At 71.4% G+C, this 23797-nt stretch carries 24 protein-coding genes and 2 tRNA genes; 12 read left to right on the top strand and 14 right to left on the bottom strand.

Annotation, left to right across the window (positions count from 1 at the left end):
* Positions 1–58 precede the first annotated feature (58 nt).
* The gene (locus tag P696_RS45030) at positions 59–3748 is read right to left on the bottom strand and encodes an nSTAND1 domain-containing NTPase (protein ID WP_051467427.1); all 3690 of its coding nucleotides are present in this window, start codon (positions 3746–3748) and stop codon (positions 59–61) included.
* Positions 3749–3957: 209 nt separating this feature from the next.
* Here P696_RS45030 and P696_RS0112530 point away from each other — a divergent pair, with 209 nt between their 5' ends.
* Positions 3958–4731 carry an AfsR/SARP family transcriptional regulator gene (locus P696_RS0112530; protein ID WP_026412612.1) on the top strand — a complete coding sequence of 258 codons (774 nt, stop codon included), beginning with the start codon at positions 3958–3960 and terminating at the stop codon, positions 4729–4731.
* Positions 4732–4794: 63 nt separating this feature from the next.
* Here P696_RS0112530 and P696_RS0112535 read toward each other — a convergent pair whose 3' ends face one another.
* The 6 genes from P696_RS0112535 to P696_RS0112550 all read right to left on the bottom strand — a co-directional run bounded on the left by P696_RS0112535 (position 4795) and on the right by P696_RS0112550 (position 9194).
* Positions 4795–5526 carry a CHAP domain-containing protein gene (locus P696_RS0112535; RefSeq protein WP_026412613.1) on the bottom strand — a complete coding sequence of 244 codons (732 nt, stop codon included), beginning with the start codon at positions 5524–5526 and terminating at the stop codon, positions 4795–4797.
* 208 nt (positions 5527–5734) lie between these two features.
* Positions 5735–5938, bottom strand: a complete 204-nt coding sequence (locus tag P696_RS55815) for a hypothetical protein (protein WP_157429654.1) — start codon at positions 5936–5938, stop codon at positions 5735–5737.
* Between the two features lie 454 nt (positions 5939–6392).
* On the bottom strand, positions 6393–6647 hold the full coding sequence (locus P696_RS59040) for a hypothetical protein (protein ID WP_157429655.1): 255 nt from the start codon (positions 6645–6647) through the stop codon (positions 6393–6395).
* Complete coding sequence (locus P696_RS59045; RefSeq protein ID WP_026412614.1) at positions 6644–6895, bottom strand: hypothetical protein; 252 nt, start codon at positions 6893–6895, stop codon at positions 6644–6646. The genes P696_RS59040 and P696_RS59045 overlap by 4 nt, the downstream gene beginning before the upstream one ends.
* Positions 6896–8010: 1115 nt before the next feature.
* Positions 8011–8412: an NUDIX domain-containing protein gene (locus tag P696_RS0112545; RefSeq protein ID WP_026412615.1), complete on the bottom strand. Its 402-nt coding sequence runs from the start codon at positions 8410–8412 to the stop codon at positions 8011–8013.
* A gap of 26 nt (positions 8413–8438) precedes the next feature.
* Complete coding sequence (locus P696_RS0112550) at positions 8439–9194, bottom strand: GntR family transcriptional regulator (RefSeq protein ID WP_026412616.1); 756 nt, start codon at positions 9192–9194, stop codon at positions 8439–8441.
* Positions 9195–9534: 340 nt separating this feature from the next.
* On the opposite strand from P696_RS0112550, the gene P696_RS52335 reads away from it, so the two are divergent.
* The 6 genes from P696_RS52335 to P696_RS45050 all read left to right on the top strand — a co-directional run bounded on the left by P696_RS52335 (position 9535) and on the right by P696_RS45050 (position 15011).
* Positions 9535–10668 carry a hypothetical protein gene (locus P696_RS52335; protein WP_157429656.1) on the top strand — a complete coding sequence of 378 codons (1134 nt, stop codon included), beginning with the start codon at positions 9535–9537 and terminating at the stop codon, positions 10666–10668.
* A gap of 206 nt (positions 10669–10874) precedes the next feature.
* Complete coding sequence (locus tag P696_RS45040; RefSeq protein ID WP_245627633.1) at positions 10875–11114, top strand: helix-turn-helix domain-containing protein; 240 nt, start codon at positions 10875–10877, stop codon at positions 11112–11114.
* A gap of 1 nt (position 11115) precedes the next feature.
* Positions 11116–11529 (top strand): hypothetical protein, encoded by a 414-nt coding sequence (locus P696_RS0112565; protein WP_026412617.1) that lies wholly within the window; start codon positions 11116–11118, stop codon positions 11527–11529.
* Positions 11530–12031: 502 nt separating this feature from the next.
* Positions 12032–13198: an AAA family ATPase gene (locus P696_RS45045; protein ID WP_157429657.1), complete on the top strand. Its 1167-nt coding sequence runs from the start codon at positions 12032–12034 to the stop codon at positions 13196–13198.
* Positions 13195–13623, top strand: coding sequence for a hypothetical protein (locus tag P696_RS0112575; RefSeq protein WP_026412618.1), 429 nt, complete (start codon positions 13195–13197; stop codon positions 13621–13623). Before P696_RS45045 ends, P696_RS0112575 begins: the two co-directional genes overlap by 4 nt.
* A gap of 2 nt (positions 13624–13625) precedes the next feature.
* Positions 13626–15011, top strand: a complete 1386-nt coding sequence (locus tag P696_RS45050) for a tyrosine-type recombinase/integrase (RefSeq protein ID WP_211245718.1) — start codon at positions 13626–13628, stop codon at positions 15009–15011.
* Between the two features lie 69 nt (positions 15012–15080).
* On the opposite strand, the gene P696_RS0112585 is transcribed toward P696_RS45050, so the two are convergent.
* Positions 15081–15170: transfer RNA gene (locus P696_RS0112585), tRNA-Ser, on the bottom strand.
* A 95-nt stretch (positions 15171–15265) separates the two neighbouring features.
* The gene (locus tag P696_RS0112590; protein ID WP_026412619.1) at positions 15266–15694 is read right to left on the bottom strand and encodes a hypothetical protein; all 429 of its coding nucleotides are present in this window, start codon (positions 15692–15694) and stop codon (positions 15266–15268) included.
* A 252-nt stretch (positions 15695–15946) separates the two neighbouring features.
* Between P696_RS0112590 and P696_RS0112595 the strand changes: the two genes are divergently transcribed.
* Positions 15947–16019 (top strand) — tRNA-Arg (locus P696_RS0112595).
* A 260-nt stretch (positions 16020–16279) separates the two neighbouring features.
* Here the strand turns inward: P696_RS0112595 and P696_RS0112600 are convergent.
* Both P696_RS0112600 and P696_RS0112605 read right to left on the bottom strand, forming a co-directional pair.
* On the bottom strand, positions 16280–16582 hold the full coding sequence (locus P696_RS0112600; protein WP_157429658.1) for a hypothetical protein: 303 nt from the start codon (positions 16580–16582) through the stop codon (positions 16280–16282).
* A gap of 246 nt (positions 16583–16828) precedes the next feature.
* A complete protein-coding gene (locus P696_RS0112605) occupies positions 16829–17200 on the bottom strand; it encodes a peptidase inhibitor family I36 protein (protein ID WP_026412621.1) in 372 nt (123 codons plus the stop codon).
* Positions 17201–17617: 417 nt separating this feature from the next.
* Between P696_RS0112605 and P696_RS0112610 the strand changes: the two genes are divergently transcribed.
* Positions 17618–18328 (top strand): hypothetical protein, encoded by a 711-nt coding sequence (locus tag P696_RS0112610; RefSeq protein WP_157429659.1) that lies wholly within the window; start codon positions 17618–17620, stop codon positions 18326–18328.
* 117 nt (positions 18329–18445) lie between these two features.
* Positions 18446–18946, top strand: a complete 501-nt coding sequence (locus P696_RS0112615) for a protein-tyrosine phosphatase family protein (protein ID WP_026412623.1) — start codon at positions 18446–18448, stop codon at positions 18944–18946.
* A 7-nt stretch (positions 18947–18953) separates the two neighbouring features.
* On the opposite strand, the gene P696_RS0112620 is transcribed toward P696_RS0112615, so the two are convergent.
* A complete protein-coding gene (locus tag P696_RS0112620; protein WP_051467433.1) occupies positions 18954–20102 on the bottom strand; it encodes a serine hydrolase domain-containing protein in 1149 nt (382 codons plus the stop codon).
* Between the two features lie 159 nt (positions 20103–20261).
* Entirely contained in the window at positions 20262–20885 is a 624-nt protein-coding gene (locus tag P696_RS45055) for an SMI1/KNR4 family protein (RefSeq protein WP_026412625.1), read from the bottom strand.
* A 174-nt stretch (positions 20886–21059) separates the two neighbouring features.
* Here P696_RS45055 and P696_RS0112630 point away from each other — a divergent pair, with 174 nt between their 5' ends.
* Positions 21060–21899 (top strand): DUF6923 family protein, encoded by an 840-nt coding sequence (locus P696_RS0112630; RefSeq protein WP_026412626.1) that lies wholly within the window; start codon positions 21060–21062, stop codon positions 21897–21899.
* A gap of 33 nt (positions 21900–21932) precedes the next feature.
* Entirely contained in the window at positions 21933–22409 is a 477-nt protein-coding gene (locus tag P696_RS0112635; RefSeq protein WP_026412627.1) for a macro domain-containing protein, read from the top strand.
* Here P696_RS0112635 and P696_RS0112640 read toward each other — a convergent pair.
* Positions 22394–23791, bottom strand: coding sequence for a sensor histidine kinase (locus P696_RS0112640; protein WP_026412628.1), 1398 nt, complete (start codon positions 23789–23791; stop codon positions 22394–22396). The genes P696_RS0112635 and P696_RS0112640 overlap by 16 nt on opposite strands.
* Between the last annotated feature and the right edge of the window lie 6 nt (positions 23792–23797).

The raw sequence follows: 23797 nt of genomic DNA on the forward strand, positions 1-23797 counted from the left end.
TGGTTCGGCACAACTGGAGCCAACTCATGAATCCGCGTTCAGTGTTTGGGGCGCCTAGCTAGGGGCGCAGGTAGAGGCGGCGCTCGTCGGGGGTGAACGGGCGGGGTGCGTGACTCCGGACCAGGGCGGGCAGACGGTCGGCGGGGCCGCAGACCTCGCACTCCCAGGTGCGCACGCGGGACGGCCAGCGCCACCGGGCCGCCCCGTCGGAGCCCACCTGCCCGGTGAACGCCGCGACCAGCCGGGTGCCGTGGAACGCCAGCGGGCCGACCGGTCCGCCGAGCCCGCCGAACGTCAGCGGCTCGGCGGGCCCCTCGCCGACCCGCCACACGCGCAGGCCGCCGGACGGCTCGGTGGCCGCCAGCCAGGACCCGTCGGCGGTGAACGCCAGCGACCGGCCCTGGAGGATCTCGCCACCGGTGCCGCGCATGACGGCGGCCGCCGCGCCGTCGGCGGCGGTGTCCCACAGCAGCACGGTCCCGTCGGTGCAGGCCCCGGCCAGCCACCGCCCGTCGCGGCTGAGGGCGAGCTCGGTCACGCTGGACCGGCCGCCGCGCAGGACGCGGGGCCGGACCCGGCCGGACAGGTCCCAGAACCACACCGAGCCGTCGTCGCGGGCGCTGGCCAGCCGCCGGCCGTCGGCGCTGACGGCCAGTCCGCCGTCGGCGCGGCCTCCCTCCCGGCCGCGCCGCCATCCGGTCATCTCCGTGGGAGGCCCGTGCGGTGGCACCCGCCATACGCGCACGTCGGCCGCGCCGCCGCTGCTGACCGCCAGCGTCCGGCCGTCGCCGCCGAAGGCCAGCGCCGTCGTCCGCGAGCCGCTCTCCGCCAGCACGTACGGCGGGCCGCCCGCCAGGTCCCACAGCCGGACCGGGGCGCCGAAGAACCCGCCCGTGGCGGCGCGGCGGCCGTCGGGGCTCAGCACGGCGTAGTCGGCCTGGCCCGGGGGGACGCGGTGGTCGGCCAGCGGTCGCCCGCCCCGACCGGCGTCCCAGACCGCGAACCGGTCGCCCTTGACGGAGGTGGCCAGGACCCGCCCGCCGTCGGCGCTGAGGGAACGGTCGGCCATCCCGTCGTGGCCCTCCAGCCGGGCCGACCGTTCGCCCGTGCCCGCCGTGACGTCCCAGACGTGCAGCGCGCCCTGGCCCGTGACGCCCGCCAGGCCGCGGCCGTCGGGGGCGAACGCGACCGCTTGCAGGACCCCCGATGGGATGCGCAGCGTCAGCGGGTCCAGCGTGCTGCCGGTGTCCCAGACACGGACCGCGCGGTCGTCGGCGAAGGTCGCGACGCGGCCGCCGTCGGCGCTGAACACCGCGCCCCGGAACGTCTCGGCCCCCATCCGCCAGGTGGCCTCGGCCTGCCAGTCCCCGCGTCCGGCCTCCCGGTCCGTCCGCCACAGGCGCGCCTGCCGGCCTTGGGTGGAGACCATCCACACGCCGTCCGGGCTGAACGCCAGGTCCCTCGGACGGCTGTCGAGAGCGGTCCGCAGGGTCTCGGCGCCGGTCCGCGTCAGTGTGAACATCCGCTGGGCCATCCCGAAGCCGCCGCACACCAGCTGCCGCCCGTCGGGGCTCAACGCCACCGCGTCCACGTCACGGGCCGCACCGAGCCGGACGAACGCGCGGTCCGGCTCGTCCAGGTCCCACACGCGCACCTCCTTGCCGCGCGCCGCCGCCACCCGGCCGCCCGCGAACGCGACCGCGGTCTGGACCGGCGACCCGCCCTCGTCCCACAGCGTCCGGATCCGCCCGCGACCGCCGGAGGCGTCCCACACCTCGACGGCCCCCTTGCCACCGCCCACCGCCAGCGTCCGGCCATCCGCACCGAACGCCGCGTCGCTCACCACTGCGGGGATCTCCAGCCCGGGCCCGTCCTGGACCAGCCGGCCGTCCTCCCACCGCCACGTCCGCACGGACGTCCCCCCGCCGCGCCCCGGACCCCACACCGCGATCCGCGTCCGGTCGGGGGCGGCCGCCATCCCGGTCACGATGGTCAGGCCCGTGGCGGGGGCGGGCCGGTGCCGGGCGTCGGCCAGGGCCTGCCGCAGCACCGTGTCCGCCTCGACGGTCGGCGCCACCCGGTGCGACTCGGCCGCCAGCGACAACGCCAGGGCGGGGTCCAGGGTGAACTGGCGGCGGGCCTCGGCGGCGAGCTGGCGGGACCGGGCGCGGTCGCGGGCGTCGGCGTTGCGATCGGCCTGGACCAGCGCGACGACCGCCAGCACGGCGACCACGGTGGCGACCAAGCTCAGCCCGCCGAAGCGGCGGCGCGCACGGCGGCGCTCGGCCACATGCTCGGCGTCGCGGCGGGCCCGGCCGGTGGCCAGGAACGCGCGTTCGCGCTCGTTGAGCGGTCCGGGGTCGGTTTCGTCCCACTCGGCCAGCCGCCCGCCGCGCAGCAGGAACTCGGCGTCCCGGCCGTGGTCGTGCCAGTCGTCGGCGGCGGTGGTGAGCCGCCGGTGCCGCAGCAGCGCGGCGCGGTCGTCGGCCAGCCACCCCCGCAGCCGGGGCCAGGCGTCGATCAGCGCCTCGTGGGCGGGCTCGGCGGTGCCGCGGTCGACCACCACCAGCCGGGCGGCGGCCAGCCGGTCCAGCAGCGCGTCGATCTCGCCGGGGTCGGCCAGGCCCGCCAGCTCGTCGCGGTCCACCCGGCGGCGGGTGTCCTCGGTGCCCTCGCCGAGCGCGGTCAGCCGCAGGAACACCGCGCGCAGCAGGTCCCGCTGGGGAGGGTCCAGGTCCTCGTACAGCTCCTCGGCGGTGCGCGCCACGGCCTCCCGGACCCCGCCCGCTGTGCGGTAGTCGGCCAGCCGCAGCACCTGGCCGGGCTGCCGCCGCCAGGACTCCCGCAGGGCGTGCGCCACCAGCGGCAGCGTGCCCGGCTCGCCCGCCGCCTCGGCCAGCACCGCCTCCACCAGCGCGGGCTCGACCTCCAGCCCCACGCGGGCGGCGGGCTCCACGATGACGGCGCGCAGCTCCCGCGCCGTCAGCGGCCCGATCGGGAGCTGGGCGCCCGCCCGCAACGCCGCCACCAGGCCCGCGTGCCGGGAGCAGTGCCCGTAGAAGTCGCCGCGCACCCCGAGCACCACGCGGGGCCCTCCGCCGTCGGCGAGCGCGGCCACCGCGTCCAGGAACGCCACCCGTTCACCGGCGTCGGCGCAGAGCGTGAACGCCTCCTCGAACTGGTCCACGACCAGCACGCCGTCCCCACCCAGGCTCTCGACCGCCTCGTCCAGCGGGGCGCAGGGGTGCGCGCCCGGCATCAGCACCGCGACGGGGACTCCCTCGGCGGTCAGCGTCGGTGCCAGTCCCGCCCGCAGCAGCGACGACTTTCCACTGCCCGACGCCCCGAACACCGCCGTCAACCGCCCGCGCGCCACCGCCGCGCGCACCTGCTCCACCAGGTCGCCGCGGCCGAAGAACAGGTCGGCGTCGGCGGCCTCCAGCGGCGCGAGCCCCGGATAGGGGCAGCGGCGGCGCGACCGTTCCAGCTCCTTGGCCGCCGCCCGCCACCGGGCCTCCCACCCGGCGGCGTCGCCCCCGCAGGCGGTGGCGTAGGCCAAAGTGGCCTCCAGGGTCGGCAGGCGCAGCCCGGTGGCCGCCTCCGCCAGGGTGCTGCGGGAGAAGTGGGCCCGCGCGGCCAACTCCCGGTAGCTGGGGCGGCCCGCGCGGTCGCGCAGCCCGCGCAGCTCCCACGCCAGCCGTTCGACGGGACCCGCGTGCGGGTCCAGGGGGCGTTCGGGTCTCCCCATGGCCTGGTTGCTCCCCGGCGACCGCTGTTGTTCAAGTTGGGCGGCATCATCCTAAGGAGTTCCCGCCCGGACCGGGGCGAGCTGCGCGAATCAGATTGAGACGCCTTTGTCCGGACCCTCTGACCAGGGATTTCGGACAATCCGGCGGCTGCCTAGACCTGGTCGTGGGGCGCCGCCGGAGCGCCCCGGGACCCACCGAGGGGGAGCCGATGAGATACCGCGTGCTCGGGCCACTGGACGTCCAGGGCCCGGAGGGGCCGGTGGCGCTGTCGCCCAAGCTCCGCGATCTGCTGGCGACGCTGCTGTGCCACGCGGGCCGCCCGGTCTCGCCGGGACGGCTGGCCGACGTGCTGTGGGCCGGGCGGCCGCCGGGCGCGGCGGCCGAGACGCTGCGCGGCTACGTCCACCATCTGCGGCGGGCGCTGGGCCCCGGCCGGCTGGCGTCCCACCCGGCCGGGTACGTGCTGCACGTCGCCGCCGGGGAACTGGACGCCGCCGCGTTCACCGCCGCCGTCGGCCGGGGAAGGGACGCCTGGGCGGCGGGCCGCCCGCGCGAGGCGGCCGAGGCGTTCGAGACGGCGCTGGCACTGTGGCGCGGCGGCGCCGCCTACGAGGAGCAGGACCACCTGGCGCCGGTCCACCAGGAGGCCCTGCGGCTGGGGGAACTGCGGTTGAGCGCGGTCGAGGAGTCCCTGGAGGCCCGGCTGGCCCTCGGCTGCGACGCCGACCTGATCGGCAGGCTGCGGAACCTGGTACGCCTGACCCCGCTGTGCGAGCGCCCCCGCGCGCGGCTCGCGCTGGCCCTCTACCGCACCGGCCGGACCGCCGAGGCCCTGGAGGTGTGCCGCCAAGGCCGCCACCTGCTGGCCGAGGAACTGGGCCTGGACCCCGGCCCGGAGCTGACGGCCCTGGAGGCGGCGATCCTGTGCCACGACCCGGCGCTGACGACGCACACCGCGCCGGGCCTGATTCTGTCGACGTGACCCCCGATAAGGACCGGCGGGCGCGCAACCCCGCGAAGCGCGCCCGCCGACGCCCGTCCGCCGCTACCTGGGCAGCATGTAGCCCACGATGTAGCGGTCGGACAGCTTGTAGGTGTTGGTGCGGATCGCCTGCCCCGAGGAGTTGCCCTCGACCGTGGTGATCTTGTTGGCCGCGGAGTCCGTGGCGACCACGATGCCGACGTGGTCGATGCCCCAGCCGTCGTTCCCCGGCTTGCCGCCGCCCCAGTCGAACATCACCGCGGACCCGATGACGGGCATCCGGCCGCCGGTGTAGTAGCCCTTGCTCCTGTAGAGGTGCTCGGCATTGCCCGCCCGGTAGAACGACCCGGCGAACGTCGGGGCGTAATACTTCCAGGTCTTGGAGACGCCCTCGCTGGGCAGCGGGCGCTTGGGGAACGCGCCCGCCTGCCGCCACACGTACCAGACGAAGTCGGCGCACCACTCGTTGGCGCGCCAGCCCTTGGTCGAGCAACCGCCGCTGCCGGACGTCTGCCAGTAGCCGCTGTAGAAGTTGCAGTTGTAGCGGCCCTTGTTGTTGGCCTTGTTACGCGACGTGTTCTTCGCCTCGGCCTTGGCGCGGTTGGTGATGAGGGTGTAGATGTCGGGGCCGGGCGGCCGCCGGAGCGCGGAGGCGGCCTGCGCCGGGGACTGCGGGGCGGCGGGGGCGGCCGTGGCGGGCATGGCCTGGAGGGCCAGCGCCGCCGCCGGAACGGCGGCCGCGACCGCGAGCACGCCGGTCAGACGGCGCGGGCGAGAGCGGGTGGACTGCTTCATGGGATGTCCTTTCATGGGCGTCTTCCAACGCCGGATGGTGGGCGGATCGCAAGCGGAACGCCTGTTTCGGGCAGGTCGAAGCCGACGGCGGGCGATGCCGGGAGAAGACAGCACGAGCCGTCGTGGTGAGGGCTGCGCCGGTAGCCCGTCGGCAGGGACGCGGCGACGCGCGGTGGGCGCGGCGCGGTGTGGGACGCGCTGTCGCGCGTCAGCTCATGGTCGAGTAGAAGTGGTTCCCTTCTGCTCGCGCTCCCAGGCGATGTCGAGGACCACCTTGCCGCCCGCCGCCCGCACCTCCGCCGGCGGCCGTGGCGGCGGCCGCCGGGGCGGCCAGGATGCCGCTCGCGACCGCGGTGCCCAGGATCCCGGCCGCCGTCTTCGTCAGGATCCGGGCCTGTGCGCCCTTCCCCATCTCAAACCTCCTCTTTCGTCCCTGTTCGGGTACTGATGACGATCGAGGCAGGGCGTTGGAACGGCATTGGAAGGGCGTTGGAACGGGATCGACGCCCGCCCGAGCCGCTGAACGAGCGCACCGGAACCCATCGCTGGACCGACCAGCGGCGCAGAAGCGGATCGGGCAGACCACCTGCGAGCCGACCACGGTCCAGCAGAAGGACACGGCGAACGATGACTTGGTCGCCGACGACCAGGCCGCCGTCACCGGGGCCCTTGGCTGCCCGACGGCGCGGCCCGCCGCATACCAGCCGGCGGCCCGTCGCTGCAGGCGCGCGCGATGGAGCCACTAGCGGCGATGTGCGATCCCCGAGATGCTCGCCGAGGTACGAAGTTCGCGAAGCTGGTCGACCAGACGTGGCCGCGCCTCGCTCGTATGGCAGCCGGGGCGGGTGAAGGCTCTCGTGAGCATGTCAGGACATGGTCGGCGTCGAGCGAACATGGCCGTTGCCCGCGGATGGGCTGCCCGTACGCGTGACCGGTGGTGCGGCGGGGACGGGATCGGTCTCGCTGACGCGGTAGGCGGAGGCTTGTAGACCCTGGAACTCGGCGCACAGGTCGGCTCGTGCCATCAACTCGGTGTGCGTCCCGTGCTCGGTGACCTGGCCGCGTTCCAGAACATGGATGTGGTCGGCGTGGAGGACACCGGCGAGCCGGCGGATGATCAACAGGGCGGTGCGGCCGTGGCGGCGGCGTGGGCACGGATCTGCTCGAACAGGCGGTGCTCGGCGCGGGCGTCCAGAGCGGCGGCGGGCTCGTCGCAGATCGGCAAGGGAGCGTCCCGGTAGAAGCCGCGCGCCGCCGCCAGCCGTTGCCATTGGCTGCCTGACAGCTCCCCGCCGCCCTCGAACCGCTTGCCCAACAGGGTGTCCGACCCCTGCGAGTGCTCGGCGATCACCTCGTCCGCTCCGGCCACCTGCGCCGCGTGCTCGACGGCTGGCGCACCTGATCGTCGCCCAGCGTGCCGCCCATGGCGATGTTGTCAGCGGCCGTTCCCCAACCACCTGTCCACGGCGCAGCCGCGCCGACCCCTGACGCCACGACGGCGCCACCTGCAGGAAGTCGCGCCCACGAACAGGCCGGGGCGGGCACGCACCTGATCGAGGAACCCGTGGACGTCACACCACTCCCCGGCTGGGTGCTCACTTGAGCAACCGCGGCTTGGCGCCAGGCACAGTTGGAGCGGTGGCCGACGGCCTGTCCGGAGATCTCGGCCGCTCCTGTCGGGAATCGGCTATCGACCAGGGTCGGGCAGTAATGCAAGCTTCAAGCCTCATTGCACCCCGCACACGAGTGAACTCATCTTGATCGTTCACGGCCAGAGGCCGGCCCCCGAGGAGTTTCGCGCCATGAGACACCTGGACCTTCACGAAAGAGATGGCCGCCGACCTGGGTGAACTCAGTCACGCGGCCCCGGGCGGCACGAGTCCTGACGATGCCTGAGGGGGAAGTGTGAACACGCTGAGTGACGGTCTGCGGGTGATCCCAAGCGGGTCTCGAAGTGGGGAGGGAGGCGGTCAAGCGCCATCCTGTGCACACCCTGTGCACTCCAGTCCCATCAAACCGCGACATTCAGGAACGCGACAGGGGCTCCGCTGAGGATCTTGCTCTCGGCGAAGCCCCTGGTCAGAGGCGGAGGATCGGGGATTTGAACCCCGGATGGGCGGTAAACCCAAACCGCATTAGCAGTTACCGTTGCGCCGGTCCGTGGGCGTCCGTGAGTGTGTACCGCCTGCGGTGACGACCACCGGCGGACAGGGGCGGACACCCCCGGATTGCAACAAGAACTGCAACTCTGACGGCACCAGTCTCGGGTGCCGCTCGGCATGACTGGCCGATTGGTGAGTACGGACAGTAACCACGAGCGAGGCTGGAATCGGCTCACCGATCGGCTCACCCGATCGGCTCATGAATCGGCTCACCGGCACTCCACGCGCGCGCGTGGCGGACGACCCCACTCCCAGTGAGCCGATTGAGACGATCCGATTGAGACGATTCCGCTTCCGGTGTGAGATGCACGCTCCGTGACTCTCAGAGCAGCACTGTTCCGTCATGCACGCGGACGAACGGGCCTCCGTCCGCGAGAGCGTCAAGCACGCGTGCGGCCCGCGCCTCTGGCATCATCCGCGCCGCTTCCTCCGGCAGCACCCATCGCACCTCAGCCGCCTCGTCGGAGGGACCCGCCTCTCCACCCACAGGGCGGCATAGGAAGGCCAGCGACACCACGCCAAGCTTCATGTTCTTGTAAACGCCGGTCAGCCGCTCCGCTTCGACCTTGACGCCCGTCTCTTCCAGGACTTCCCGGACGACGCCATTGCGCGGATCCTCGTCCAGCTCCAGGACGCCGCCTGGTGGCACCCACCGGCCGTCGTCCATCCGCTCGATCGCGAGAATCCTTCCGTCCTCGCGCAGAACGATGCCGGTGACGCTCACCGAGTGCCGTGGTAGGTCGGTGCCGCTCACTCTTCAGCCGCCCATTCGTAGGTCAGTTTCCACAGCTGAGTCGGGAAGACGTTGATCACGACGTCCAGCGGGCGGCCGACCCGGTCGAAGGCGAACCGGACCACTTCAAGCACGTGTTGCGACTTGCCGATCTTCAGGAAGTCGGCTTCCTCTTCGGTCGGCCGACGGGACTCGATCTCCTCCATGAACCGCACGACGCGGTGCCCGCGCTCCGCCAGGCGCTCGTAGAGGCCAGATGGCCCAGTGTCCGGGAACGCGATGCCCACATCCCCCGCAGCAGACATGGGCACGTACGAAGCGGCCAGCTGGACCGGCCGTCCGTCCGCGAACATCTCGCGCTTGCGGATCAAGGCAAGCTCACCCTCTCCCAGCTCCAAGCGCCTCGCGACGTCCGGTGGGGGAACGATGGCTTCTGCCTGAACGAGCTTCGTGGTCGGCTTGAGTCCGGCCTTCTGTAGACCTTCCGCGAAGCTGCTGCCGGAGCCGCGGCCTCGCGGCGGGATGCGCCGGACGCGCTTGACGGTGGGGATGTCCAGCACGAACGATCCGATGCCACGTTCGGTGCGGATCAAGCCCTCGGTCTCCAGAAGTCCGATCGCGCGATTGATCGAAGTCTGGGTCAGTCCGTACTTCCGCGCGAGTTCTGGCTGGCTGGGGAGCGCTGCCCCTGGCCCATACGTCCCGCGCTTGATGGCCTCCCGCAGGTCGTCCGCCACCTGCGCGTAGCGGGATCTGGGGCGCTGAATGGGCACGAGCGACTCCTTGGGGCTGCTGGACCTATAACACCGACCATAGCTGTCCAGGGTGAACATTCATGTATTCGCAGGTCAGGAGCTTACTTCCCCCTAAGCCTTGCCACTTAAAACATATGTGTTAGGCTCGCGTTTACGAGCGGATGGATACGGACGCTCGCGGACACCGTAAGACGGCCCCGGCGGGTAGCCGCCCGCCAGGGCCGTGGAAGTGGCCGAGATCGGTAGCCGCCGATCTCGGGCCGATGCATCGGATCTTTGGAAAGGACTCTCGATGCAGGCTCTAGTTTCGCATGCCCATTCGCGGGCGGCGAGTGAGGTGCTTCGCCACGGGTTCACCGTGGACGACCTGGAGCGGTACGCGCGGGCCGGGATGAAGGCCGACGCCAGCGGTTGCGGACTGGACCCCGATGACCGCTGGGAAGCAGCCTGGTTCGCGGTGGTGGAGCGGCTGTATGACCCCGCCGCGGAACCGCCAGCGGCGAAGGACCTGATCTATGCGGCGCGGCAGGGCTTGTGGGCACTGTCGAGCGCGAACCTGCACACCCACGGCGTCCCGTCGTCGGGCCGGGCGGACGGTGAGAAGTCGCTGCGTCCCCAGTTCGCCCGCTATTGGCTGGGCAGCCAGGTCAAGCAGACTGAGGCCCCGTTTGTGGCCGCAATCACCGACCGGATCGCGTTGGCGCAGGTACTTGCGAAGCTGCCGCTGGCGCAGCGCGAAGCCGTGCTGGCACTTGCGCTGTATCAGGACCGGAGCAAGGCCGCAGGCGCGCTCGGACTGACCTACAGCGCGTTCAGCAGCCGGATCGACAATGCGCGGCGGGCAGTGCTGGAACTGTGGCACCAGCACGAGACCCCGCACGGGTTGCGCAGGGACCAGCGCAGCAACGGGTTCGGGCTCCGGCCCCGGGTGGCGGCGGTACTGACTGCCGAGCAGGTCCCCCAGGTCGTATTGCCCGATGCCCGCGCGGTGTTCGCTCGGCTGGGGGCCGAGCGGCTGCACTCCAAGAAGCTCTTGGCCGAGCTGGCTTCCGCCCGCCCGCAGATCTATGGGGCGTGGGACGCCTACGACATGGCGCAGGCACTGCGCCTGTGCGACGTTCCCCCATCCAGACAGTTCACCCTCGATGGGCAGTACCGACAGGGCTACGAGCGCTGCGGCTTGGACGAGGCGCACCCTGAGGTGGCTGCCGAACCGGACGCCTGCGACATCATCTTGGCCGCCTGGTTGGACCAGACGCGGCACGCAGCCGCACGACGAGAGCTGCCCGCGAAGCATCCGCGGCTACGTATGCGGGAGTTGGTCTCCCAGGCCGGTCCCGAGGGCATCACGTCCGGAGCGTTGGCGGACCAGCTCACCAGCCACCGCGCGACCGTGAGGCGGTGGCTGCGCGAGGACGTGCAGGCCGGGCTACTGACCAAGAGCGCCCATGGCCGCTACTCGGCGCCCGCCGCCGCTGCGGAGGTGGCCTGAGACGCCAGGCCACGTGTCCTCTGCCGCGCTCATGCGAGGCGAAGAGCGGCGCTCGTCACCGCGTCCTCTGTCGCGCTCCTCAGGGTGCTCTTCAGACCGCTCTTCATGCGACCCGATCTCGACTCTGCCCGTGTTCACGACGAGCCCGGCGCACTACCGACCAAAGCACTGCGCCGGGCTCAACCCCTCACAGAAGGAGCTCACCCATGATGACGGTCCGCGCTCTCGACAAGGCCCCGAACCTGACCAAACAGCTCTACAAGATCTCCGAGGTCATGGAGATCCTTTCCATGTCCCGCACGGTGGTCTACGAGCGGATGGCCTCCGGTCGCCTGCGCTACGTCATGGACGGCACCGTCCGGCGTGTCCCGGCCGCCGCCATCACCGAGTACGTCGCTCGGTTGGAAGCCGCAGCCGCCGCACAGACCGCAGAAGGAGCGATCTGAGGTGGCAGGGCACCGTCGTGCGTCGGGCAAGCCGACGCGGCAAGCGCTCAAAGCGGCCCGCCGTCGAGAGCACTACTGGGGACGGCTGGCGAATGCGACCACCAGTCCGGACCGGATCGCTGCGACCGCCGACTTCGTGCGTGCGACGTTCGGCAAGTCCGCCGATGCGACCGCGGTCGCGGGTGTGGTCGCGGAGCTGCTCCAGGCGGGAGACCGCGCGTGGGTGGCACGTCACCGCGCCCAGGTTCGGACCGAGCTGGACGCGACAGGCGACGCCAGCCGTCGGCTCACGGTCGCGGTCGACTACCTCCGGGCTGCGCTGGGTTCGGATCCGTCCGGAGCGGCCGTCGAGATCGCCGAACACGCCATCCGGCGGCTGTGGGACGCCGCCGACGAACACAACAAGGCCCCGTGATGCCCGCGTGTGCGCCGCCCGATCGGCTGGGGCGGGGAGGCCGGAACCACACTGTGCATCGCAGAGTGCGATCCGCGTCCTCGGCAAGCCACACAGCGGCTCCAACGCGGGCGTACACGCGTGCGCGCGCGCACGCCCACGCGAGACCGCACACCTCCACCGCACAGTTCCGGCCCGCGTTCGTGGCACCGGTTCGGTCCTCCCGTTCGAAGGGACATGCATGAGTGACCACACCCCGCCCCGGGCCCCTGGCATCGAGCCGTGCGAGGACGGGACCGGTCCCGGGACCCGGCGCTTGCGACCGGTCCCCGAGGCCGCAAGCCATCCCAGCGGGTCGGCCAGCGGGACCGGTCCGGACCTCCGCCCGTTGGGGGGAGGGGATGCATCCCCCACCCCGGGCGGACCGGTTCCCGGACCTGACCGGGAGGGCCCGGCCGAGAGCGAGGGCGCCGACGGGCTGGAGGGCTCTCGGCTGCTGCTCACTCCCGCGTCCAAGGTGCGGATGCGGGCCGTTCAGTGGCTGTGGAGCGACCGGATCCCCGGGGGCGCGATCTCGGTGCTGCCGGGCCGGGAGGGCATCGGGAAGTCGCTGCTGCTGGCGTGGCTGACCGCGCGGATCACGCGCGGGGAGCTGCCCGGCCTGCACTACGGGACCCCGCGCCCGGTCATCTACGCCGCCACCGAGGACTCCTGGTCCTACACGATCGCGCCGCGCCTGTTCGCGGCCGGTGCGGACCTGGACCTGGTGTTCCGGGTCGACGTCGAGCGCGACGGAACGGTCGATCAGCTCACCCTGCCGCGCGACACCTCCGCCCTGGTCACCGAGATCTCCCGGCTGGGGGTGGCGCTGCTGGCCGCCGACCCTTTGCTGTCGCTGATCCATTCGCGGATCGACACCCACCGAGACCGGGAGCTGCGGACCGCGCTGGAACCGCTCGCGCGGCTGGCCGACGTCACCGGGTGCGCGGTGGTCGGGCTGGCGCACTTCAACAAGTCCGGGAGCGGCGACGCGCTGAACCTGATCACCGGCTCGCGGGCGTTCTCGGCCGTGGCCCGGGCCGTCCTGGCGGTCGCGCGCGACCCCGACGCCGACGACGGCTCGTGCGTGCTGTCGCAGGCCAAGAGCAACCTGGGACGGCTGGACGTGGCGAACCTGCGCTACCGGATCAACTCCGCCACCGTCCCCACCAGCGACGGCGACGCGTCGGTCGGTGTGCTGGAGTTCACCGGCGAGTCCGAGCGAGGCGTATCCGACATCCTGGCGGACGCGGCCGGAGACCCCGCCGACCACTCCGAACGCCGCGAGGCCGCCGACTGGCTCCGCGACTACCTGACCAGCAAGGGCGGCGAAGACGCCTTCCCCGACCTGCTCAAGGCGGCCCGCGCCGAAGGCATCAGCGAACGGACCCTGCGCAGAGCGCGGTCCCGGGCGGGGGTGGTGACCGAGCGATCCGGGTTCCCCGCCAAGACCGTTTGGCGTCTTTCGGTCGATCACGCTCCGTCGACCGCGTTCCCAGTGCGGCCACAGTCCGGCCAGTCCGGCCAACCCCCGGGCCCTGGCCGCACTGGCCGCACTGTGGCCGGACTGGCCGACCCCGACCACGAACCGTCACCACACCCCGCGAACCAAACCCAGCATTCGGACACCCCCGAAGGAGTCTCGTCATGACCGTCCCGTCCCCGGCGCGCGTGGCGCTGAACGACCAGATCGACGCCGCCATCGGCGACGCCACCCACCAGGTCGACCAGATGCAGCTCCTCAGCAGCGGCAGCTCGGTCAGCGAGGACCCGTGGCTGAACGACCAGATCGCTGCGCTGCGCCGCGCGGTCGAGACCGGGACGGTGCGCTGCTGCGAGCACCTGGCCACCGGCCCCGCCGTGGCCTACGCGGCGCTGTGGCGGCCCGGCGCCCTGGCCTGCCCGCAGTGCCTGGACACCCTGGAACCCGACCCCGGCGAAGACCACATCTGCGACCGGTGCAACCGGCACACCCCCGAGATCGACACGGCCGTCATCCGCCTCGGCTTCGTCCTGGTCACCTTCGGAGCCTGCCCGCCCTGCGCCCGCGCCCTCGGCGCACCCGAGATCGCTTGATCATGGCGCGGAATGAACCGGCAAAGCGGAAGCCCAACGGTCGCTCCTCCATCTTCTTCAGCGAGGCCGACGGCAAATGGCACGGCTGGGTGACGATGGGCGTCAAGAGCGACGGGTCACCCGACCGACGCCACCGGATCGGGAAAGACGAAGCCGAGGTCACCGAGAAGGTCCGCGTGCTCGAGCGGCAGCGCGACGCGGGCAAGACCCGCAAGCCTGGGAAGGCCCCCACGGTTACCGAGTGGATGACCACCTACCTGGAGACGATCTGTCCGCTGCTGGTGGCCTCAGGGAAGCTCGCGCCCCGCACTCTGGACGACTATCGCAGCAAGGCGCGGCTGTGGATCGTCCCGCTGCTCGGCATGCACCGGCTTGACCGGCTCCTGCCCGAGCACATGGAGGCCGCCTACGCGCAGATGTACGCCGCCGGCCTCTCGTCCAGCACGGTCCTGAAGATTCATCGGATCCTTTCGCGGGCACTGAAAATCGCCGTCCGGCGGGAGCTCCTGGGGCGCAACGTGGCGACCCTGATCGACTCGCCGGAGCCCGCCGACTTCGAGCCCAAGCCGTTCGCCCTGGAGGACGCCCGTCGCATCCTGAAGGCCGCTGAGGGAAGGCGGAACAGCGCGCGGTGGTCGGTCGCGCTCGCCCTCGGCCTCCGCCAGGGCGAGGTGATCGGCCTCCGCTGGGAGTATGTGGACCTGGAGACCGGCGAGATCCGACCGTGGTTCCAGCTGAACAAGGCCGCATGGCGGCACGGCTGTTCCGACCCGCACGCGTGCGGCGAGCAGTGGCACAAGCCGCGGTGCCGCAAGAACTGCCGAGTCCATCGGCACGAGCCTGGCTGTCCGAAGGACTGCGCAAGGAGCGGGCACCGCTGCCCCAAACGGCCGTGCCCGAAGGACTGCACCGGTCACGCCCACCGCTGCCCACAGCGCCAGGGCGGCGAGGCCGTGTTCCGCCGCCGAAAGGGCAAGCGCAAGCCGATCCTCATCTGCCCGCCCGAGCTGCTTCCGCAGCTGCGCGAGCACCGCGACCGCCAGCGAGCCGAGCGCGCTCGGATGGGCGACGCCTGGGAGGAATGGGGGCTGATCTTCTGCCAGCCGAACGGACGGCCCCTGGACCGCACCGAGGACTGGAAGGCGTGGAAGGCGCTCCTGCAGCGCGCGGGCGTCCATGACGGTCGACTGCACGACGCACGGCACACCGCAGGGTCGCTGCTGGCCGCGCAGAACGTCCACATCCGAGTGATCCAGGACATCCTTGGGCACGCCCGAGTGACCACCACCCAGCGTTACGTCACGCCGCCCCAGGAACTCGTCCAGGACGCCGGACAGCGGATGGGTGGAGCCCTCTGGGGTACCCCCGAGAAGCCCAACCGCAACTAGAACTGCAACTCGGCCCCGGAAAACGATCAGCGGGGCTGCGCCGTGTGGCGCAACCCCGCTGATCAGAGGCGGAGGATCGGGGATTTGAACCCCGGATGGGCGGTAAACCCAAACCGCATTAGCAGTGCGGCGCCATAGACCGGACTAGGCGAATCCTCCAGATGAGCCCTTCAGGCTCAGCACAGGCTACCGGTCGGCGGGCCAACCGGCAAAGCCGATACGAGGATAGCCTCTTCCGGTCGTTCACGTCGCCGTCAGCCGGTGTAGCCGCAGGCCCGGCCGAGGTCCGCCGCGTCCTGGATGAAGTTCCGGCTGCCGCTCATGTCCGGGGTCCGGGTGCTGCCCGACCCGATGTTCCCGAGCACCGTGGCCAGCGACTCCAGGTCGCTCGCGACCTTGTCCGAGGACGACTCGACGTCCCCGCCCGCCTTGGCGCCCTCACTCCGGATCTTGCTGGCGGTGCTCCGGTACAGCCGGGCGTTGGCCGCCGAGCTGGACCGCAGGTTGGTGGTGTCCGGCTGGCTGATCTTGCTCTTGATCGAGGACAGCTCCGACTGGATGTTGTTGCACGCGGTCTTCTTCTTCCCGCCGGCGACACTGTCGAGCGGCCCGCAGGCGGCGGACGCGAGCAGGGCCCCGCCCAGGGCGACGGTCCCGATCAGCCGGGTGGCGGTCATACGCATCTGAATGATTCTCCTTGGTTGGGGGGAGCAGGAGTCCTGGACGAGTCTGGCCTGTCCGTCCGACATCCGACTCGGTCCCCCTTTGGCGCACATCGCCCCCGTTCGGTTCCCCGCACATCCCGGCGCGACCACATCCCCCGGTGCCCTACACTGGTGCATGTCGCAAGGACGGAACCCGCCCACTCCGGCCCCATGGTCCGAAGCTGGTAGACTCCCCACGGCGACAACGCAACAGGCCAAAACCTGAAGCGAGCACCCGTAGCTCAACGGATAGAGCATCTGACTACGGATCAGAAGGTTAGGGGTTCGAATCCCTTCGGGTGCGCACATTCCAAAGGCCCTTTCCGATTACCGGGAGGGGCCTTTGTATTTACCGCGGGAACCACGGCCGGCTAGAGAGGGCCTGAAAAGGGTCAGGTCGGGGAGTCCTAGCGCCGTTGGCGCGGTCGGAGCGTGTGGCGTGGGTACCGGTCACTGGCCCTGTGCGACCGACTGCACCTTGGCGCTGTCCCGGTTTCGGCTCGGCTGGAGGGTGATCGCTGGGGCGCTCGGCTTGGAGTTGATGGGGTGGGCGGCCAGGCGAGGTCAGCGCGCGAGGGTAACGATCTCGCCCACGATCGTGAGTGGGATCGTCAGCGCGAGGTCCCAGGTCTCGTCATCCTGCCCGATCAGCACCGTCGCCTGTTCACCCTCGGCGACCCAGAACACCGGCGAGTCTCCGCAAGTACCGACCTGAAGTGATTGCCGCTCATCCCAGTTTGCCGAATGGATGTCGCTCAGCCGGGACAGATCCGCAAGTGGTGCCCAGACATGCAGTTCCCATGTGTCGGCCTGCAGCATCAAAAGCGGCACCGGATCGGCGTCCTTATCCAACGTCACGTCAACCATCCGGGGATGGTCGCATAGTACGAGCGCCCTGGACAGGACCCTCATATGCATCCAGTCGTCAGACGACTGCTGTGGGCCGGAGTGCCCGGTCGCGTGGACGGCGGGCCGATTGCGTGAACGGGCACTCCGGACGGTTGGCGGGTGCGGTCAGGTCCGTGGCGCGGTGGCGTGCGTTGCGCGTGACGGACCGTCCTGCCCGTGCGGCTGGTGCAGGGGCTGGACGCTTGGCGAACGAGGTTGGTCGGGTCAGAAGTTGCAGGCCTTCAGGGAGCGGGCTTTGTCGTTGAAGCCCATGGTGCCCAGGTAGTCGACCTCAGCCCCTGGGGGGATGATGCGGCCTTCTCCCTTGAAGTCCTTGCCGTCGAACAGGCACCAGATTTCCTTGCTGCGGTTCACGACGCTGCTGATGTTCATGTCCAGCCCCTTCGCGCTCAGGTCGCGGCCGGACGTCTCGGTGTCGAACCCCTCCTTGTCTCCCTTGAAGTTGGCGTCGGTCCAGACACAGAACTCGCGGCTGCAGTTGACGGACGTGGGGGCGTGGGCGTGGGCTGTCGGGCCGAGCAGGGCTGTGGCGCCGATGGCGGCCGTGGCGAGTGTGAGGCGGACTGGTGTTCGCATGGGACCTCCCGTGAGAGTTGGCTTTCTGTCACCGATGTATCGCGAATAGTAGCGATCAAGTTGCTGAGAGTGGTGGCGGCTGGCAGTGGTGGTCGCGACCGGGAAGCGGGGGTGGGCGGTGGTGGTGAGCGTCGTGGCGACCTTTGTTCGGCGTGCTCGGGTGTGCATTGGTGGCGGCCCTGTCCGGGCTGCGGGTGCTGGCGAGCGTGGGGGCGTCGGTTGTGTGTGGGTTTCGTCCTTGTTGCGGGGTTCGGTGGTGGGGTGTCCGGGAGTGGCCGGGGTGATCTTGAACTGGGGGTGGTAGGCACCCGTCCAAGCAGGCGATTCGCGGGTTGGGACTCGCTCTCGGGCTTGGGGTAGGTGCGGATGAACGGCACTCGGCAAGGGTCCGCGGCGGGCGGGCAGAGCATGCGGCCCGTGGTGGTGGCGGTGCTCACGGCGGTCTGTGGGTCGGTCCTGACCACGTTGCTGGCGAGCGGGGCGGGCGCGCCGCCGTTGGGGACGTTGCTCGCGACCATTCTGGGGGCGGCGATACCGCCGCTGATCGCCACCGCCGGGCCGTTCCACGCGCTCAGGCTCAGTGTGGCGGTGCTGGCGGCGGCCATCGGATTGGCCATCGCCTACAGCGGCTTTTCGATCACCTATGGGTTCTCCGGCGACAAGCCGAAGAACCTGCCGCTTCCGGGGGAGGCGAAGCAGAGCAGCGGCTCGTCCGGCAAGACGGGTGGGTCGGTGCTCACCGAGACCGACGCGCGGCCGGGTATCGAGGTGACGCCGGACAGCGTGGAGCTCACCTGTGCCGGTCGTGGCCGGGGCTGCCTGAAGACGGTCATCCTCAAGAGCACCGGTGGCGCGCCGCTGCGGATCGGGAACATCGCGTCCGAGAGCGAGGGCGTGCTGGTCGCCGCTGACGAGTGCGCGCACAAGGAATTCGTGCGGGGGACGAGCTGCACCCTGGCGGTGTGGCTGGTGGCCGATGGCCCGCCGACCCGCGTGGTGATCCACCAGAACCTTCCGGGCAAGCCCAGCTACGTGCAGGTCGCGCGTCCGCCAGGAGGGCCGTCTAGTTCGGGCCCCTCACCTGTCGACGGCCCAACGGTGTCCCCGTCGGATCCGACCGAGGGGTAGACGGCGCCGCCTTGCTCGTGGGCGGTGCCGTAACCGGCCGGGCCGGTTGTACGGTGAACGTGTGACAGGTTGATCTTGCCTGGCCCGTGGCCGGGCGATTCCGCGAGGAGCGCGGCCATGAGGACCGAGGGCAGGGGAGCGCCCGACGCGGGATCTCCCTGGGACGAGATCGTTCCGTCGTTGTGGATGGGCGGCCATTTCTACCGGGACGCGGCGGGGAGCCGGGTGCCGGTCGTCGTCGGTGGTGAGTTCGACCTGGTGGTCAGCCTCTACGCGCGTGAGGGACATGGCCCCGGCGGAGGGGTCGAGCATCGGCGCGTGGAGGTTCCGGACGGGCCGCTCGCGGCCGAGCAGATCGCGGCCGTCGCCGACGCCGCCGAGTCGGTGGCGCGATCGGTCGAGCGAGGTCGGCGGGTGTTGGTCCGCTGTCACTCGGGTTACAACCGGTCGGGTCTCGTCGTCGTCCACGCGCTCACGATGCTCGGGTACGACACCGCTGACGCGATCTTCCTGGTCCGCTACCGGCGGTCGAAGTGGGCCCTGAACAACTCCCTGTTCGTGGACTACCTGAACACGGGGCTTGACGTGGCGCGCCTGCTGACCGGGTTGGAAGCCTGACCCGGCGTCAGCGGCAGAGGGCCTGGTCGATGACTGTTTCGGCGTGCTTCATGGTGGGGGTGCCCGGCTGGGTGGTCACGGCGATGTTGGCCGCGCGGAGCGTCTTGGTGACGCCGCCTCGGGTCTCGTAGCCGGTGGTGCTGCCGCCGTGGCCCCAGTAGACGCCGCCGCAGGACAGCGGTGTGCTGACCAGGCCGAGGCCGTAGCGGGAGCCTTCGGCGAAGGGGGCGCCGGCGGGGACGGTGTGCCGCATCTGGGCCAGTTGGGCCGGACGGAGCAGGCGTCCGGCCAGGAGCGCCGTGAAGAAGCGGTTGAGGTCGGAGTTGGTGGAGACCATCTGGCCCGCTGCCCAGCCCCACGAGGGGTCCAGGTTGGTGACGTCGGTGTAGGGGACGTCCGGGGAGGCGCGGTCGTAGCCCTTGGCGTGGGCCTCGCGGATGGTCAGCTCGTGGGCGGCGGGGAAATAGGTGTGGCGCAGTCCGATGCGGTCGATGACGCGTCGGGTGATCTCGTCCGCGATGGGGTGGCCGGTGACCTTCTCGATGATCAGACCGGCCAGGACGTAGTTGGTGTTGCTGTACTTCCAGCCGGTGCCGGGGGCGAAGTCGGCCTTGTGCTGGAGCGCGAGGCCGAGGAGGTCGCGGGGCGCGTAGTACCGGACGTCGTCGCTGAGGTAGTAGACGTAGTTGGGCAGGCCGCTGGTGTGCTGGAGGAGCTGCCGGACGGTGATGACACGTCCGTCGATTCCGTCGCCGCGGACGACTCCCGGGAGGTAGGTGTCGACCGGGGCGTCCAGGCGGATCTTTCGCTCACCGGCCAGTTGCAGCATGACCACGGCGGTGAACGTCTTGGTGTTGCTGCCGATGCGGACCTGGCCGTCCACAGGCACCGGTGAGCCGGTGGACAGATCGCCGACTCCTGCGGTGTAGGTGTCGGAGCGGCCGTCACCATCCTGGACGGTCGCCAGCGCGGCCGGGACGCCGTCGGTTCGTACCAGGTCGTCCAGGCCCTGCTGGATGGTGTGCGGCCTGGTCGCGGCGGTCGCGGGTGAGGCCAGGACGCCGAGCGTGATGGCGCTGACGGCGACCGCGGCCGCCGCTCTCGCTCGTCGGCTGCTCTTACGCTCGGACGAACGGTGCCCTGGTTGCTTGCGCACGTATTGCCCCCATAGATGTGATGGTGCCTGGGGGCAACACTTCCGGCTTCCGGTGGACGGGAGAAGCCTGCTAGCCGTCCGGTCCCAGGTGGGGTTAGCCGGAGGTGGGCCATGTGGCGGCTGCGTGGCTAGGATCCCGGAATGTCCGGTGGGAATGGCCTAGAGGAGGTCGTTTTGTCGCTGGGGTTGGTTGAGATTCTGATTCTGCTGTTGGGGCTCGGGCTCGGGGTGATGTTCGTCGTCGTGCTGGTCGTGGTGCTGGTGATGGCTGGTCGGCGGCGCTGAGGGGATGCGGTGGCGGGCGTCCGGCCAGAGGCGGAGGTCGGGGTCGTCGTTCTCGTACCAGCCTTCGCCGGTCAGCCAGTTGTGGAGCCAGGTGGCGAGGGAGCCGGTGTCCTGGAACCAGGCGTGGGCCCGGTCGTCGGTGACGGCGTTGGGTTCGTAGAGGAGGACGGGGGCTTCGGGGGCGGTGCAGTCGATGGCGGCGTACATGGCGCAGCCCCACTCGAGGATGGGGAGGACGCCGGTGGGCCAGTCGCCCTCGGCGTGCTGGGCCTGGTAGGCGTCGACGGCGGTGGGCGGCTTCGGGCCGATGAGGGGCATGAGCTGGTAGTCCGGGCCGAAACCGCCGTTGCCGACGTCCTGGTAGAGGCGTGCCAGGAGTGGGGGCAGGGGGAAGCCCAGGGCGGCTTCGGCTTCCTTGATCTGGGCGGCGGTGGCGCAGGGGAGGTCGCCGCCGGCTCGGCGCGCGACGCGTTCCAGAAGGTCGTCGTGGTCGGTCACGGGGGGATCGTGGCAGGCGGGTCCGACAGGACGGCGGACGGTTTGACCGGGGCTTGGGTTCGCTTGGTTTCTTGATCGGGAAGCACGTCCGCAGAGCGTTCCATGTGGCGGGGGGACACCTTGCGTGGGCTTGTGCGGACGGTTCGGACGGCTTGTGGGTGTGCGGTTCTCGCCGTGCTCGGGGCGGGGCTGGACGTGGCCGCCGCCGAGAGCGCGGCGCGGTGTGACGGCGTCGCCTATGTGGTGGCCGAGATGCGCGTCGCCGGGGCGCGGCAAACGCGGCGAACGCGGGGGGACGGGCGGCGTGTCCTCGGACGGATGGACATGGTGACCGGCGTGGTCAGGCCGATCGTCCCCAAGCCCGGTCTCGACGCGCTCGGTTACGACGTCGGACGCGGGGTGTTGTACGGGGTCGAGAACGATCCCGACGCGCCCAGCGTCCTCACGATCGATCCGAAGGACGGGAGCGCCGAAGAGTCCGTGGAGCTGCCCCAGGACGTGTACACCGCCGGGGCCGTCGCCCCGGACGGGCTCTTCTACGTGCGCGGACGCAGCACGGTCCAGGTCGTGGACGTCCGGGACAAGGGGCGTGTCGTGCGGTCGTTCGACGTGGGACGGGAGGTGAGGCTGGACGACTTCGCGGTGCGCCCGAAGGACGGGCAGATCTTCGGTGTGGACAACGCGCGCGGCGACCTCGTCCGGATCGATCCGCGCAGCGGGCGCGTCAAGCGGTTCGGACGGCTCGGGGTGGGGCGCGTGACGGCGGCGTTCTTCGACCGGGGCGGGATGTTCCGCGTCGTGGGCAGGCGCATGGCCAGCGTGGACGTCGGCGGGCTGCGCTCGGGCGCGCGGAAGGTGGACGTCCGGCTGGTCGGGGTGCATCCGGTGCGTCCGCCGAGGCTGCTGGACGGCGCCGGGTGCCTGAAGGCGGTGCCCAGACCCGTGAACGACGTGCCCGCCCCGAAGGTCGCCCCCGCCCCGAAGAGCGCTTCGGCAGCGGCGAAAAGGGCGTGAGGAATGTCGGTGCTGTTGCTTATCGTCCTGTTCGTGGGTGAGATCCGATACGTACGGGGGGACGCGACGTCCCCGCAGGCCAAGGGCGTGAAGGTGATCGCGCACGTCTGCAACGACCTCGGCGGCTGGGGGAAGGGGTTCGTGCTCGCGGTGTCCCGGCGCTGGGACGCGCCCGAACGCGCCTACCGCGAGTGGCACCGGAAGCGCGCGACCAACGACTTCGGGCTCGGCGCGGTGCAGTTCGTCCAGGTCGAGCCGTATGTGCACATCGCGAACATGGTCGCGCAGCGGGGCATCAAGCGCGGGAGCAAAGGCGTCCCGATCCGGTATGACGCGCTGGGCGAGTGCCTGCAGCGGGTCGGTCGGCGGGCCCTGGAGTTGGACGCGTCGGTTCATATGCCGCGTATCGGGTGCGGGCTGGCGGGTGGGCGGTGGTCGGAGGTCGAGCCGCTCGTGGAGCGCCACCTGGTCGGCCCGGGTGTTCCGGTGACCGTCTACGACGTCGGCTGACCTGCGGGAAGGGTCACGCGGACGGTCGTGCCCGAGCCCGGGGCGGAGAAGAGTTCGGCGCGTCCGCCGTGGCCGGCGGCGATCGCGGCGACGATGGGGAGGCCCAGGCCCGCGCCGGACGTGCCGCCGCTGTGGAAGCGTTCGAAGGCGCGGGCGGCGTCCTCCGGTGACATGCCGGGGCCCTCGTCCGCGACCTCCAGCACGATCTCGCCGTTCTGCGCCTGCGTGACCCGGACGGTCGCCGCCGTGCCGGACGGGGTGTGGACGCGCACGTTGGCCAGCAGGTTCGCGAACACCTGCCGGACGCGGCCCTCGTCCACGGTCGCGACGAGGCCGGACGGCGCGGTCAGCCGCACCGGACGGTCCGGATCGGCGGCCTGCGCGTCGGCGACGGCGTCGCGGGCCAGCGCGGAGAGGTCCACCGGGACGGGCTCGAGCGACGCCCCGCGGTCCAGCCGGGCGAGTTCCAGCAGGTCACCGACCAGATCACTCATCCGGCGGGCCTCCTCCTCGATGCGCCGCATCGCGTCGGGCAGCCGGTCCGGGCCGAGCGCGCCCTGCCGGTACAGCTCGGCGTAGCCCTGGATCGTGGTCAGCGGGGTGCGCAGCTCGTGCGACGCGTCCGCGGCGAACTCGCGGACCCGCGCCTCGGACCGGGCGCGCGCCGCGAACGCCTGCTCGATCCGGCCGAGCATCACGTTGATCGCCCCGGCGAGCCGTCCGGTCTCGGTGCGGGGGTCGGCGCCGGGCATCCGCTCGTCCAGGGTGCCGCCGCGCGTGATGACCTGCGCGGTCGTCGCCATCTGGTGCAGCGGGCGCAGGCCGCGCCGGATCAGCCAGCGGCCGACGAGCGCGAGCACCACCAGGAGCAGGACGGTCGTCGCCAGCTCGGTGACGACCAGGCCGAGCGTCGCCGCGCGGATCTCCGCCAGCGGCGCGGCGACCACCACGACGTCGCTTCCGCGGGACGGGCGGGGCGGGAGGCTCACGACGTCGGTCCGCGGCGGACGGATCCGGGCGACGGCCCGCATTCCGGGCAGCGAGAACGGCCTGCGGTCGGCGGCGCGCCGGGCCAGCTCGTCCGGGCCGAGCCGCTGGAGCTCGTCCTCGGCCGCGCCCGGGTCGGGGTCGTCACCGCTGAGCACCTTCATCCGCCCGGACGGCGCGACGCTGATCACCACGAACCGGGCGGGGGCCATGCCGTCGTCCGGCAGGCCCGGCTTGAGCCGGGTGACCGCCCGGTCACGTGTGGCGGCGAGCTGACCGTCCACGCGGTGCATCAGGTAGTCGCGCAGGACGAGCGCGCTGACCAGGCCCATCACGAGCAGGCCCGCGCAGGTGACCGCGAGCAGTCCGGTCAGCAGCCGCGCGTTCAGGCTCATCCGAAC

Source organism: Actinomadura oligospora ATCC 43269, from assembly GCF_000518265.1.
Classification (GTDB): domain Bacteria; phylum Actinomycetota; class Actinomycetes; order Streptosporangiales; family Streptosporangiaceae; genus Spirillospora; species Spirillospora oligospora.